13 protein-coding genes are annotated in these 12737 nt (G+C 43.3%); 4 read left to right on the forward strand and 9 right to left on the reverse strand.

Annotated elements, in window-relative coordinates; genetic code table 11:
* Positions 1 to 83: 83 nt before the first annotated feature.
* Entirely contained in the window at positions 84 to 1235 is a 1152-nt protein-coding gene (locus tag DIU38_RS01305; RefSeq protein ID WP_317131821.1) for an ABC transporter permease, read from the forward strand.
* Positions 1236 to 1238: 3 nt separating this feature from the next.
* Here the strand turns inward: DIU38_RS01305 and DIU38_RS01310 are convergent, their stop codons facing one another.
* The 5 genes from DIU38_RS01310 to mazG all read right to left on the reverse strand — a co-directional run bounded on the left by DIU38_RS01310 (position 1239) and on the right by mazG (position 5522).
* Positions 1239 to 1991 (reverse strand): outer membrane beta-barrel protein, encoded by a 753-nt coding sequence (locus DIU38_RS01310; RefSeq protein ID WP_112657723.1) that lies wholly within the window; start codon positions 1989 to 1991, stop codon positions 1239 to 1241.
* Positions 1988 to 3505, reverse strand: coding sequence for a hypothetical protein (locus DIU38_RS01315; RefSeq protein WP_112657720.1), 1518 nt, complete (start codon positions 3503 to 3505; stop codon positions 1988 to 1990). Before DIU38_RS01315 ends, DIU38_RS01310 begins: the two co-directional genes overlap by 4 nt.
* Positions 3498 to 4052, reverse strand: coding sequence for an RNA polymerase sigma factor (locus DIU38_RS01320; RefSeq protein WP_090528126.1), 555 nt, complete (start codon positions 4050 to 4052; stop codon positions 3498 to 3500). The genes DIU38_RS01315 and DIU38_RS01320 overlap by 8 nt, the downstream gene beginning before the upstream one ends.
* 165 nt (positions 4053 to 4217) lie before the next feature.
* Positions 4218 to 4643: a hypothetical protein gene (locus tag DIU38_RS01325; protein WP_091175261.1), complete on the reverse strand. Its 426-nt coding sequence runs from the start codon at positions 4641 to 4643 to the stop codon at positions 4218 to 4220.
* A 75-nt stretch (positions 4644 to 4718) separates the two neighbouring features.
* Positions 4719 to 5522, reverse strand: a complete 804-nt coding sequence (gene mazG, locus DIU38_RS01330) for a nucleoside triphosphate pyrophosphohydrolase (protein WP_112657718.1) — start codon at positions 5520 to 5522, stop codon at positions 4719 to 4721.
* 138 nt (positions 5523 to 5660) lie between these two features.
* Between mazG and DIU38_RS01335 the strand changes: the two genes are divergently transcribed.
* Positions 5661 to 6491, forward strand: a complete 831-nt coding sequence (locus DIU38_RS01335) for a hypothetical protein (protein WP_112657716.1) — start codon at positions 5661 to 5663, stop codon at positions 6489 to 6491.
* Between the two features lie 8 nt (positions 6492 to 6499).
* Here DIU38_RS01335 and mnmD read toward each other — a convergent pair whose 3' ends face one another.
* Positions 6500 to 7177 (reverse strand): tRNA (5-methylaminomethyl-2-thiouridine)(34)-methyltransferase MnmD, encoded by a 678-nt coding sequence (gene mnmD, locus DIU38_RS01340; protein WP_112657714.1) that lies wholly within the window; start codon positions 7175 to 7177, stop codon positions 6500 to 6502.
* A 112-nt stretch (positions 7178 to 7289) separates the two neighbouring features.
* Complete coding sequence (locus tag DIU38_RS01345; protein WP_112657712.1) at positions 7290 to 8639, reverse strand: MBL fold metallo-hydrolase; 1350 nt, start codon at positions 8637 to 8639, stop codon at positions 7290 to 7292.
* 127 nt (positions 8640 to 8766) lie between these two features.
* Here DIU38_RS01345 and DIU38_RS01350 point away from each other — a divergent pair, with 127 nt between their 5' ends.
* Both DIU38_RS01350 and DIU38_RS01355 read left to right on the forward strand, forming a co-directional pair.
* Entirely contained in the window at positions 8767 to 8955 is a 189-nt protein-coding gene (locus DIU38_RS01350; protein WP_112657710.1) for a hypothetical protein, read from the forward strand.
* A 17-nt stretch (positions 8956 to 8972) separates the two neighbouring features.
* Entirely contained in the window at positions 8973 to 9377 is a 405-nt protein-coding gene (locus DIU38_RS01355) for a hypothetical protein (RefSeq protein WP_146750458.1), read from the forward strand.
* 49 nt (positions 9378 to 9426) lie between these two features.
* On the opposite strand, the gene DIU38_RS01360 is transcribed toward DIU38_RS01355, so the two are convergent.
* Positions 9427 to 9873: a DUF1569 domain-containing protein gene (locus tag DIU38_RS01360; protein ID WP_112657743.1), complete on the reverse strand. Its 447-nt coding sequence runs from the start codon at positions 9871 to 9873 to the stop codon at positions 9427 to 9429.
* 160 nt (positions 9874 to 10033) lie between these two features.
* Positions 10034 to 12109 carry a M13 family metallopeptidase gene (locus DIU38_RS01365; RefSeq protein WP_208057633.1) on the reverse strand — a complete coding sequence of 692 codons (2076 nt, stop codon included), beginning with the start codon at positions 12107 to 12109 and terminating at the stop codon, positions 10034 to 10036.
* Positions 12110 to 12737: the final 628 nt, after the last annotated feature.

Here is a 12737-nt window from a genome sequence, read left to right on the forward strand (position 1 = left end):
AAATCAGTCTGCCATTGAGTTTCGCCTCCTTTATATCAGCCCGTATAACATTTAAATCAAAACGCACATTTTCAAAACTGATAGTGCGTATTGCAATAATAGGCATTATGCTGGGCCTTGGTGTAATGATACTGTCACTTGCTATCGTTAAAGGGTTTAAACACGAAATCCGCAATAAAGTTCGGGGCTTTGCCGGAGACATCCGTGTGGTTAAGTTCGACCTGAATAACTCTTACCAAAGTTCCTCATTTCCTGCTGATAGTGAATTTGTTAAGCGCGCGCTTAAAAGCCCGTTTATTACCCATGTAATGCCGGTGGCCACCAAACCGGGCATTGTTAAGGCTAATAATGAAATTGAAGGAGTGGTACTTAAAGGCGTTGACAAAAATTACGACTGGAGCTACTTTAAAAAAATGATGGTAGCCGGCGAGGTGATCAGCTTTGCCGATTCGGTTGAGGCGCAAAAGGAGATCATGATTTCGCAAACAACGGCCGACAGGCTTAAACTGAAAGTAGGGGATAAGCTGCTGATGTATTTTGTGGAAGATGATCTGCGCAGGCGCCAGTTTAAGATCAAAGGTATTTTCAATATCGGGGTTGAAGAGGTTGATAAAACCTTTGTGATAGGTGCCTTATCGCTCATTAACCGCCTTAACAACTGGAAGCCGAACGAGATAGGCCAATACGAACTACGCGTAGCCGATTTTGATCATATTAATGAAGCCGCCTATGCGCTCGAGACTGTTTTGCCGGTAAAATTGAAAGAGTATACCATTGAAGAAGATTATCCTACCATATTTGAATGGCTCAACCTGCTCGATGTTAATTCGGTAGTGATGCTGGTATTGATGGTAGCGGTTGCTGTAATCAATATGATATCGGCCCTGCTGATCATGATCCTCGAACGAACCGCTATGATCGGGATGCTCAAAGCCATGGGGGCATCTAACTGGGCTATCCGCAAAATATTCCTGATCAATGCCAGTTACCTGATAGGATTAGGGCTGCTGCTGGGTAATTTACTGGGGATAGGCCTCGGCTATTTCCAGATGTACACTCACTTTTTCCAACTGGACCAGGCTTCCTATTATATGACCTTTGTGCCGGTTGAGTTTAATATTTTTGATATTGTTGTCCTCAATATTGGTACTCTGATCATTTGCCTCCTTGTACTTATTATACCATCAACGCTGGTAAGCCGGATCTCACCGGTGAAGGCTATCCAGTTTAAGTAAGTTTTAAAGCAACCGGTAACTTAATCCCAGTCTAAAATATTCACTATGCGCGTTAAAGGAGGCATCACCTACCATATCTTTCATATAGTTGGTAAGGCCGTGGGCAAAGCTTGCATTTAAGCCATAGCGGCCGTAACTGGCGGCCGCGCCAAGACGCAACCGAACATCGGTTGGGGCCTTGCTTCTTTTGTAGTCAACTTTATAAATCCTGCCTTCTTTGTCTTTTACCTCGCCTTTATCCCTGGTATCCAGTATCAGACCAATATCCATCCCCGGTAAAATATCAAGCTTAACTTTATTAAGCTGAAAGCGATAACCTATATACGGGTTAAGGTTGATACTCTGGTTTTGGAAAGCAACATGACCGGTTACTGCAAACCTGGGATCATTTGCTGTTATAGGTAAATAGTCACCGTACAAGACAGTTGTAATCGGTGAGTATTTATCGATATTAACTTTACTTCGTAGTAATTCATATCCCCCCTGCAGCCCGACTATAAACCCGCCTTTTGACACGGTTTGAACCTGGATACTACCACCATAGCTAAAGCCATTTTTGCTGCCGTATGGGTTATTGGCACGGTTCATCGGATCTCCAGTGATTGAGCCTTGTAATACCTGGGTGGTAGCCGATGATGATTTACCCGCAAAATGAAATAAACCGGTGTTGGCCTGTACTGTAACTTCTAACTTTTGAGCACGGAGCTGCAACCCACTAATCAACAATGGGGCAAGGATAAGGATGTACTTTTTCATTTTTTATGTGTTGTAAAGTTCAGTTTCAGGTTTAAGCCGCCTGCCCCAAATTTTATCTGCTGCGAGCCAAGGCCGTCAAGCGGGTATTTCAAAAATGGTTCAATAATTATCCTGTTGCTTTTGCCAAGCGGATAGCCAACACCAAATGCTACGTTGAGGGTTTTGGCAAAATAAAAGCTATTGAAGCTTTTGTGCGTTGTTTCATCGGATGTTTGCGGTTGTACACCTGCAGCCTGTGCCAGCCCCGGGTAACTGTAACTTGCCGTGTAGGCTTCATTTATAAATGTGCCCGAACTTAAACCTGCAGAAATATAAGTGTCATTTTTTTGCGGATTAAATTCATACTTAAGGTTAACAGGAATATCCAGGCCGATCAGGTTAGCACTGTAGTTTTTAAATGAAGGTGTAGACGATACTTTATTAAAATCGGCCAGCGTGTTATAGGCTGTGCTTAATGATGGCGAAAATGACACAGCAGCCGCAACATTTGAGGGTTGGTTTTTATTGTAATTAAGCGTGTTTTGGGCCAAAGCTAAACCGGTAGAAAGCTTGAGGTTTTTGCTTAGCTTAATATCAGATGTAAAGCCGGCGCCGGCATTTACCTGGTTTTGGCTGCCCTTAGCGTAGTTAAAGAATGTAGCCGCGTAAACACTGAATTTTACCCTGCGTTCGTTCATGTCCATATCAGGTTTTTTAGGCTGATCCTGATCGCTGGCAAGTAAAGATTCCATGGAGTTGATCTTTGGTTTTACTTTTACTACTGATGGAACAGCAGGCGGGTTTGCAGTAACAGGTTTGGTATTTGCCGGAGGCTGTACAGCAGGGTTATTAGCGTATTGCTGCGCGCTGGTTTGCTGCAATATAGATTTTACACTATCAGCTTTTTTAGCCGGAGTTACGTTGATTACACTGTTATTAGCCGGTTGAACTGTAGAGGACACGTTGGTTTTGGCAATACCGTTAACCGGGTTTGCAGTTACAGGATTTGCTGGCACAGGTGTAAATGCTGGTACGGTTGCAGCCGGTTGATTTACGATTGCGTTGCCCGCCGGTTTATTTAAAGCGCTATTGTTTGCAAGTACGTTTGATTTATTTGCCGGGGTGTTGCCTGCCGGATTCAGTTTTGTTGCTGAAGATTGGGTGCTATTGTTGCCCGCAAGGTTTGTTGCAGGTGATTGCTTAGTTGTTACAGGAGGCTGTGCCGGGGTAACGTTTTGAAGATTGCTATCTGCCGTGTTGCTTTGCGGCAGCGCAGGTTTTACCGGTTTAGCCGAAAATGTTTCGCCATCATTAACATTATTTTTGTTCGATGCTATCCATAAGCCTATACTCAAAAACAACAACAGGACAGCAGCGGAGCTTGCCCACCATAGGTAAACCGGGCGGCGCTGTTTTTCCTGAACGGGGAATTTCTCCCTGAGCAGCAGCCAGCCTTCATCAGCAGTAGTGTCTTCGTAATTATCAAACACTTCCCTGATGCGGTCTCTTAAGTCGTTATCCAACTGGTCATCCATGGTTTTGTGCTTCTTTTCTTAATATACTTCTTAATCTTTCTTTCGCCCTGCTCAGGTAAACGCGTGATGAGCTTACCGGGATGCCGAGCGTTGTGGCTATTTCGTCATGGTCATAGCCGTCTATCTCATACATGTTAAAAATAGTTCGTTGTATAGCCGGGAGTTCAACCATCAATTTTAAAATATCCTGTACGTTTAAATTATCAACCGGCCCCATATTACTCCTGATGGGGGCGGCATTTTCCAATTCAACATTAAGCTGGAATTTAAGGTCTTTGCGCCGGCGGTCAATGGCCGTGTTAACCAAAATGGTGCGGAGCCAGGCTTTAAACGGCTTATCGATATTGTAGCCGCCAATAGCGTTAAACACTTTTATAAAAGCGTCATTTACAGCTTCAAGGGCATCATCGCGGTTTAAACTGTAACGCAAACTTATACCCATAGCATAGCCATAGAACTGCTTATACAGCAATTCCTGATGTTTTAAGCTGCCTTTTTTGCATTGCCTTACGATCTCTTCTTCGGTAATGCGAGGGGGTGGATGCATTAAATGTACTTAGTTCCGCTAAATGTTGTTTTAAAGCCTTTACGCAGCAAAAGAGTTAAATGATACAAAATAAAAAAATTCTGCCCGGATTATTTGCTGTAGTAATCAAAAAAAGCCGGTACCCTCAATGTGGCACCGGCAACATAATAAAACAATAAAAAGTAGTTAATTAGTTTTCTTCAAATTGTATTGAACAGTTAATGTATCGCCGTTGCTGTTACGCTGCATTTGAAGTATAGTGCCATCATAGTAATACTGGTAAACACTTTTAAGGTGAAATTTATTAACACCCGGTACTACTGCTGATGAATCGTTAAACTGGATATAATATCCGTTGTAAGCAAATGAGCCGTAGCTTGCTACATGTTTCCTGGTATCGGCAGCTACTTTAAATGAAGTTGCAGTAAGTTTTAAAGCTATGGTATCCCGAATGGTATCATAACCGGTACCAGTTGTTTTTTTAACAAGCGCGCCAAATACGCCTGTAAAATTACCTTGTGGCTGAGCAACCGGAACAACCTCATTTTTAGGAGAGCAGGCTACGCCTAATGTTAACAATAATGGAAGCAGGTAAAATAAATTACGTTTCATATAATCTTATCTCGTTATCAATTTTTAACCATTACGCACGTTTTTAATTAAACGCTACAAACGGGCTGCATTATTTTACAATTTTTTTGCCTCGTCCCAAAAAACATCCATCTCGGCCAGGCTCATATCATGCAGTTGTTTGCCGTTTTCCTGCGCTTTAAGCTCCAGGTATTGAAAGCGCTTAATGAATTTTTTATTGGTTTTTTCGAGGGCGTTTTCCGGGTTGATATTAATAAAACGGGCGTAATTGATCAGAGAAAACAGCAGGTCGCCAAATTCGGCTTCGGCCCTTTCATGGTCAATAGTGCTTTCATCTTCGGCATTAAATTCGTTTTTAAACTCCTGCATTTCTTCCTCAACTTTTGCCCAAACCTGGCTTTTCTCCTCCCAGTCAAACCCAACGCCGCGCGCCTTTTCCTGTATGCGCGATGCTTTTACCAGTGCCGGCAATGAAGAGGGTACGCCGCCTAAAACAGATTTATTGCCTTCTTTAAGCTTGATCTGCTCCCAGTTGCGTTTTACATCTTCTTCGTTTTGCACCTCAATGTCGCCATAAATATGCGGGTGGCGGTTAATGAGTTTGTCGCAAACGCTGTTCAAAACATCGGTAATGGTAAAGTCGTTGGTTTCGGAAGCTATTTTGGCATAAAAAACCAGGTGCAGCATAATATCGCCAATCTCTTTTTTTATTTCGGGCATATCGCCGCCTAAAATGGCATCGCTTAGCTCGTAGGTTTCTTCAATGGTAAGGTGGCGCAGGCTTTCCAGCGTTTGCTTTTTATCCCATGGGCAATTGGCCCGCAGGTCGTCCATTATTATGAGTAACCTGTCGAACGCGATGGAGGCGGTAGGGGCAGTTTCAGGGGCTTTTAGAGGCATAAATTATTTATAATGAATACTTATGCTGCAAAGGTATGATAACATCTTTAATGAAAACTTACTGTATCATTAATTTTAAACTAACATTAATTAATTTTATTAGCCAATTGTTAATGCTACCCATAAGCACATTTTACCATGAAAAAAACTTACCTGTTTATCCTTCTTTTTGTTTCGATAATTAAAGCAAGCTATGCTCAACAGCAGCCTGCCGGCGATGTGGCCAATAGCACCTTCAGCCAACCGCAGCCTTTTTTGTTTACTATAAGCACACTTAATCCGCAAGGCCGCAACTGGAGCCTAAATTACTCGGGCGGATATGGTGAGCGCACTGTTACACCGCTTGGTTTTGATGGTGTTGATCAAAATTTTTCGGCCAAAGGATACTTGGGTAATAAGTTTACATTGATGGCCATGCTGGGTACAGGTTTTAGCAATAACGGCGGCGTGCGTACCCTGCAGCAAGCCGAGGTACTGCGTGATTTTATTGGCGGCACTCAGCCTATGGGGTTTAGGGCAGGGGCAAGCCTGGGCTTCAGAAGGGAGTTTAACAGTGATGCTGTAGCGTTCAGCCGTATAACCGCGGCATATGAGGTATCAAAATGGAAGCTTGGCGCTAACCTTCGCTTTGAAAAAGCGTTTTCAACCCACCGCGATGGTTTGGATTTGATAACCAGCCTTGGTGTGCACCGTCATATCTCGGGCCAGCTTTTCGGCGGCTTCGAAGCGGTAGGGCAGGACCTGGAAGGTTTTTGGGAAGCCGATGAAGCCGAAGGCGGTGCCCGTTTATTGATCGGTCCATCGTTAAATTACGCTCCTGTAAATTCACGGCTGGCGTTTTCACTTTGCGGCGGCCCCATTATTTACGCTACCCGCAGCGCGGCAACCCAGGGCCAGTTTGCTTATCGCGAATTGCCGACTACCAATGGTTTCACACTGAAATTCAATGTAGGCTTCCGGTTTTTATAGCAGGAAGATTAAAGTTTTACTGCCCTGAGCATTTCGCGTTTGCCGGGTGCTCCGGGTGCTTTCTCTATTTTAAAGCCCTGGCTTTTGAGCATGCGTTTCAGGTTGCCGGTAATAGCATAGGTAACAAACACACCACCCGGTTTTAAAAAGCTAACAGTGTGACTGATGGCCTCTTCATCCCACATTTCGGGTTGATGGGCGGCGGCAAAGGCGTCGAAATAGATAATATCAAACTGCTCGTCTGTGTTAAAATCCAGCAGCTTGCTGTGAGCGATACATAGCTGGTTTGTGGCATCGATTTGAACTCTATCTGTTAATGCAGCAGAATAATTATTGTTGAATTGTTCCCAAAGCAGCCCCGGGATGTATTGCTGGTAGCCGGTTTGCGCCATCATTTCGGCGCTTACGGGGTAAGCTTCAATACCGGTGTAATCAAGTTTTATTTGCGTGCCGGTACACGCATCGGCCGTTAACAGAAAGTTGAGCCCGGTGCCGAAACCAACTTCGAGGATACTTACCCCGCTGGTGTTATTCCGCTCCAGGAAATATTGTAAGCCCGATTTTACGAATACATGCAAACTCTCCTGCAAAGCTCCGTGGCGCGAGTGGTAATGCTCACCAACTTCGGCATTGTAAATGGTATTGGAGCCATCGGCAGTAGGGACTATGGTTAGTTCATGGTTCATGGATGATAGTTCATAGTTTTGGGTGGCATACTTAGTTCATGGTTTATGGATGATAGCTCATAGTTCATAGTTTCCAAGACCTTATTGGCCATGAACTATCATCCATAAACCATTAACCATTTACTTCCTTCATCATTTCCGTCACAACTTCGCCCAAATCATAAACCGGTACGGCATTTATTGCAGCCGAAACAATGCTCACACCGGCAGCCGAACGATAACCTGCAGCGCAATGCACTACGACAGGTTTATCGGCAGGGATCTCACTAACGCGTTCGCGCAGTTCGGGCAAAGGTATACTAACGGCATTTTTAAAGACCTTGCCTGCCGCAACTTCTGCCTGATTGCGTACATCAACTATCGTGTAATTATTTTCATTTGCCCTGAATGCGTCTAAATCAAGATCGGGGGATACTTCATTGGTGTTTACAGGAACCAACAATGCGCCTTTGATATTTTGTTCGTAGCCTATTTTGGCTGCTTTTTTAATCAGGATATCAAGCTTATCATCATTTTCGGCAATGAGGTAAAACTGCTCATCAGGGCTGATAATGGAACCCAGCCATGTTTCAAATTTTTCGCCATCCTGCAGGTTAATAGCGCCATGAAGGTGACCGCTCCTGAACTGTGCTTTGGGACGGCCGTCAACTACTAAAATGTCAGCTTCCAACGCGCTGCCTTCCGCCATACGGGGTACAGCAGTAATGCTGTCCTCAAAACCTGGTACACCATTTTTATTCAACAGCACATCACGGCCAAAGTATTTGGGCATAAAAGGCTGATCGGTGGTAAGCGTTTTAACAAATTCCAGCTCATCCATCAGTTGTAAGGCATAATTTTCGCGCAGTTCGCGGCCAATGGTGCTTTCCAGCTCGGGGCTCATGTTTTTACCGCATAACGAGCCCGGGCCGTGCGCCGGGTAAACCACTACGTTTTTGGGCAGGGTCATGAGCTTTTGCCGGGTGCTTTGAAACATCTGGCGGGCAAGTTCCTCTTTTTTTGCAGTAATGTTACCCACATTTTCCCGCAGGTCTGGTCGGCCTACATCCCCAACGAATAGCGTATCGCCGGTAAAGACGGCGGTTTCGCGGCCTTCTTCATCTACCAGTAAAATACAGATAGAATCGGGCGAGTGACCGGGAGTATTGATGGCTTTTAGTTTAATATCATTAAGCTGGATAACGTCGCCGTCATCAAACGTTTCGTGAGGATATGTTGCGCCGGTTAACTTGCTGCAATAAATTACAGCGCCTGTGGTTTCATGAATTTCGAGGTGCGAACTTACAAAATCTGCATGCGGGTGGGTTTCAATAACACCTACAATATCGGCGTCGTGTTGGGCCGCGAAATCATAATAAGGCTGCGGGTTACGGGCCGGGTCAATAACTATCATTTTGCCCGTGCGGATCACGGCATATGAACCATGCGCCAGGCCTTTATCGTAAAATTGTTGAATGATCATATTTTGCCTGCAAAGATAATGCTTAGGCGGAATGTTTTATTTGTGCAATGTTTGGGTGGTGTAAATATTGATCGCTTTGTGTAAATCTGTAAAGCTTTATTATCTACATAAATCACTAAATTTGAATATGGCAGCAACTGAAATAAAAACAGAGATCAATAAAGTACTCGAAAACGTTCCGGAAGATGCTTTGGCAGATGTGCTTTCATACCTGAAACAACTGCCATTAAAAACGCTGGATGATATTAAACTAACTGCTCATTTAAGGCAGATACTTACCGAAGATAGTGAATTATTGGATAGGCTCGCACAATAATAAGTGTTGAAAACGACATGTTATCACAGATATTCTCCGATTTTGCAAATGAATTTAAATTGTTGGATTATCTTCCAACACATAGCCAATTATTAATGAGGAGCATGAGAAGTCGCCAAAGAGAATACAATATCGATATCATTTTTAAAGGGGTGAGAACACTGATTATTGATTCAGTTTTTGAAGGATTGGAAATATCATTAAGTGATGAAAATCAAAACATTAAATTAATTGAAGATCATGGTTTTGTAGTAAATCATAACTATAAAGTGTTTTTATTGGAAAATGGAAGCGGACAAAAACATTTTATAAATGCGATGGCTTTCGGCATATTTCACAATAAGCTGGATATCCTTGAAACAAGTTTAGGGCGGTATGATTGGGGCGAATTAAATGATGAAATGGTTTTATGGTATAAATAAAACAGTATGGTTTCTTAGTCGTGTCGTAACTATTTCCTCCTATCTGCCCTTAATTACTAAACTGCCTCAAATGATGGTCAACATGTTTATAAGCTAACTGACCCATTTGTTCCCTGGTCATTTTGCCAAAAAAAGTATGCTCAAAATCAGTTTTTGAAATTTTGCCATATTCCTCAACCAGTTCAATCCATCGTTTTTTTTGTGCTTCTACATCGCCTCCTGTTTCAGTTACTTTACATTGCGGAACAGTAGGGCTATTTTTTGCTACGGGGCTATCATCCTTTATCATGCTTTTCAAAGCTACCTTACCAAACAGGCGACCGATGAACGAGCGTTTATAGACTGTTATGCCCAGGTACATTTCGTCCGAAAGGGTGCAATGTTTCAGCATTTGATAAACATTCATTTTACCCCATTGTGGCTGGCTGTTTTCGTTAATTAAATTGATACGGGTTATGAGGCCATCGCGGGTTTCTTTATCAAATATTGTTTTCATTGTTTTAAAAGGTTTATAAGATAAAGCTACTGCAAAATTACAAAACAAGCACAGGGGTTCTTGAGCCATAAACAGGGAGGGTTTACGCCAGTAAAGTAACTTGTAAACCAAACCGGCCCGGTTATAAAACCGGGCCGGTTATAAAAAAACAAAACTCTGCTTACCAGATCTTTGTCCTGTCTTCAGGTTTTTTATACATTTTATCGCCGGGTTTCACGTCAAATGCTTTGTACCACGCGTTGATATTGGTTATAGGCGCATTGGTGCGGAACTGCTCGGGCGAGTGCGGATCGGTCAGTATCCTTTGCGCTGCCGACTCCGGAGTTTGTGATGAACGCCATACCTGTGCCCACGACAAAAAGAACCGCTGATCGGGTGTAAAACCGTCAATGGTATTAGCCGACTGGCCTTGTTTGGTTTTGCTGAATGCCTCATAAGCAATGTTCAAACCACCAAGGTCGGCCAGGTTTTCGCCGAGGGTAAGTTTGCCGTTTACATGCAGGGTGTCAAGAACGGTAAAGGCATTGTATTGTTTCACCACCTGATCTGCGCGCGATTTAAATTTATCGGCATCTTCTTTGGTCCACCAATCGCGCAGGGTGCCGTCGGCATCGTACTGGCGGCCCTGGTCGTCAAAGCCGTGGGTCATTTCATGGCCAATTACCGCTCCAATACCTCCGTAGTTAACGGCGTCATCAGCCTTAAAATCAAAGAACGGGAATTGAAGGATCCCGGCAGGGAACACAATTTCGTTATTAGTTGGGTTATAATAAGCGTTAACGGTTGGCGGTGTCATTCCCCATCGGGTTTTATCAACAGGTTTGCCTAAACGGCTAACGTTAAAATTATAGCGCCATTTTCCGAGAGCGCGCAAATTGCCGAAATAATCATCGCGATTAATCACTATGCCATCGTACTTTTCCCAGTTATCAGGGTAACCGATCTTTACCGTAAAGGCATTAAGTTTTTTAAGCGCGCGTTCTTTTGTTGCCGGGCTCATCCAGTCAAGACGTTTAATCCGATCTGCGAGGGTTTCCTTAAGATTATTCACCAAATCAACCATGTATTGTTTAGCGGCAGGTGTGAAGTATTTTTCAACAAAAAGCTGCCCAAGTAATTCGCCGAGGGTAGCATCAACAAGGGTACTCAAACGCTCAGTACGTGGTGTTTGCACTTTTTGACCACTCAGTGCACTGTTGAAAGCAAAACTGGCATTAACAAAGTCCGAGCTTAATGCATAAGCAGATCCCCTGAGCATATTCCAGCGCAAGTATACTTTCAACTTGGCAATCGGAGTAGCCGCAAATAAGGAGTCGGTAGCTCTGAAAAACGACGGCTGACCAACAATGATACTGTCCTGGCCACCAGCATGAAGGGCCGGTAATATTTTCGACCATTTTAGGTGTGGAGTCTGTTTTTCAAAATCAGTGATCAGAAATTTGTTGTAAGTAACGTGCGGATCGCGCATAGCTACGCGGCTTAATTGTGCTTTTGCCCATGTATATTCCAGGTCGTAAACTATAGCAGCGTTTTTGGCTGCTTCATCGGCATTGCTGCCACTAAGCATAAACAGCGTTACAGCCAGCTTTTTCAAAGCCTCCTGTGCCTTTTTTGAACGCGGATCGTTTTTGAGGTAGTAATCCCTGTCGGGGAGGTTAGTGCCGCCCTGGCCAAGGGTTATTACATATTTGTTTACATTCTTTTCGTCCTGCTCAACCCCAAACCTGAAAATCAGCGCCCCAACTGCGTTAACGCGTTCATAAATGAGTTCATTAATAAAATCATCTAAGTTTTTTATCTGATCTATGCGTTGAAGCCCAGGTTTAATGGGATCATAGCCACGTTTTTCGATAGTGAGACTATCCATACCACTGGCGTACAAATCTCCTACAAGTTGTTTCAGGCTGCCTTTGGGTTGCGACGCGGATGTCTGGCTTACTTCATTCAGCAAGCCAATGAGCCTATCTGTATTTTCCTGGCGCAAAATATGGAAACTACCCCAGCGGGTTTCTTTAGCAGGGATGCCGTTTTGTTTTAGCCAGCCGCCATTGGCATATTCAAAAAAATCATCGCCGGGCTTTACGCTCAGATCCATGTTGGCGGGATCGATAAATTTTTTAGGAGGGGCGGAGGTTTTGTGCCTGGATTTTGCGGGTTTTGGGCCATCTACAGCAAACACATTTACCGACATGCCAAGGCAGGCAGCCAGTAATAAACAGTTAAACTTTAATTTCATGTCAATACTTAAAAATTAAAGTTAATAAATAGCGGGTATTAAACACAAGTGGCCGGGGGCAGGCCTTTAGTGATTGAACCAGTTAATGATGGCCTCGAGTTTTGTTTTTTTCAAAATATCAAGCCAGAAACGGTGTAAGGGTATTGTTTTCATGACAATTTGAATGTTACATATATAATAACTTGTTAATTGTAAAAATATTGTGGGAGTGGGATTGTTCATGGTTGGCAGTGTTGGTTTGGTGGCTGGTAGTTCATGTTGATCGATTATTATCAGGCAAAGGGATGGATTTTCATGGCTAATGTTTTAATAATTATGGATAGGTTAATTATAGTTTATAGATCACTCAGAAATTGTTGTATTGACAATGATTTTATTAAAATATTTTTTGCGTTAGGGATGGGAGCGGATACCTGCCTTGTGGTTAAGGCTTTGTGTAGTATGAGCGTACAGCCCGGCCACAGGTAACGCCCTAATTCTGAACAGGAGTTAAGCTGATCTCTTTGATTTTCGGTGTTTTTGATTTGAAAATTTTTAGCTCTATAAGTTCAGGCTCCAAATAATAATGATACCTGCCTGAAACCTTAAGCTATATACGAAGCAACTAAACTCTAATCTCTTTTTACGG

This window comes from Mucilaginibacter metallidurans, from assembly GCF_003286435.2.
Taxonomy (GTDB): Bacteria; Bacteroidota; Bacteroidia; order Sphingobacteriales; family Sphingobacteriaceae; genus Mucilaginibacter; species Mucilaginibacter gossypii.

Bases quoted from the DNA above. Each gene is read 5' to 3' on its own strand.
- mazG (WP_112657718.1), bottom strand. From the start codon at position 5,522: ATGCCTCTAAAAGCCCCTGAAACTGCCCCTACCGCCTCCATCGCGTTC.
- DIU38_RS01315 (WP_112657720.1), bottom strand. From the start codon at position 3,505: ATGGATGACCAGTTGGATAACGACTTAAGAGACCGCATCAGGGAAGTG.
- DIU38_RS01345 (WP_112657712.1), bottom strand. From the start codon at position 8,639: ATGATCATTCAACAATTTTACGATAAAGGCCTGGCGCATGGTTCATAT.
- DIU38_RS01360 (WP_112657743.1), bottom strand. From the start codon at position 9,873: ATGAAAACAATATTTGATAAAGAAACCCGCGATGGCCTCATAACCCGT.
- DIU38_RS01355 (WP_146750458.1), top strand. From the start codon at position 8,973: ATGTTATCACAGATATTCTCCGATTTTGCAAATGAATTTAAATTGTTG.
- DIU38_RS01335 (WP_112657716.1), top strand. From the start codon at position 5,661: ATGAAAAAAACTTACCTGTTTATCCTTCTTTTTGTTTCGATAATTAAA.
- DIU38_RS01350 (WP_112657710.1), top strand. From the start codon at position 8,767: ATGGCAGCAACTGAAATAAAAACAGAGATCAATAAAGTACTCGAAAAC.
- DIU38_RS01310 (WP_112657723.1), bottom strand. From the start codon at position 1,991: ATGAAAAAGTACATCCTTATCCTTGCCCCATTGTTGATTAGTGGGTTG.
- DIU38_RS01320 (WP_090528126.1), bottom strand. From the start codon at position 4,052: ATGCATCCACCCCCTCGCATTACCGAAGAAGAGATCGTAAGGCAATGC.
- DIU38_RS01365 (WP_208057633.1), bottom strand. From the start codon at position 12,109: ATGAAATTAAAGTTTAACTGTTTATTACTGGCTGCCTGCCTTGGCATG.
- mnmD (WP_112657714.1), bottom strand. From the start codon at position 7,177: ATGAACCATGAACTAACCATAGTCCCTACTGCCGATGGCTCCAATACC.
- DIU38_RS01325 (WP_091175261.1), bottom strand. From the start codon at position 4,643: ATGAAACGTAATTTATTTTACCTGCTTCCATTATTGTTAACATTAGGC.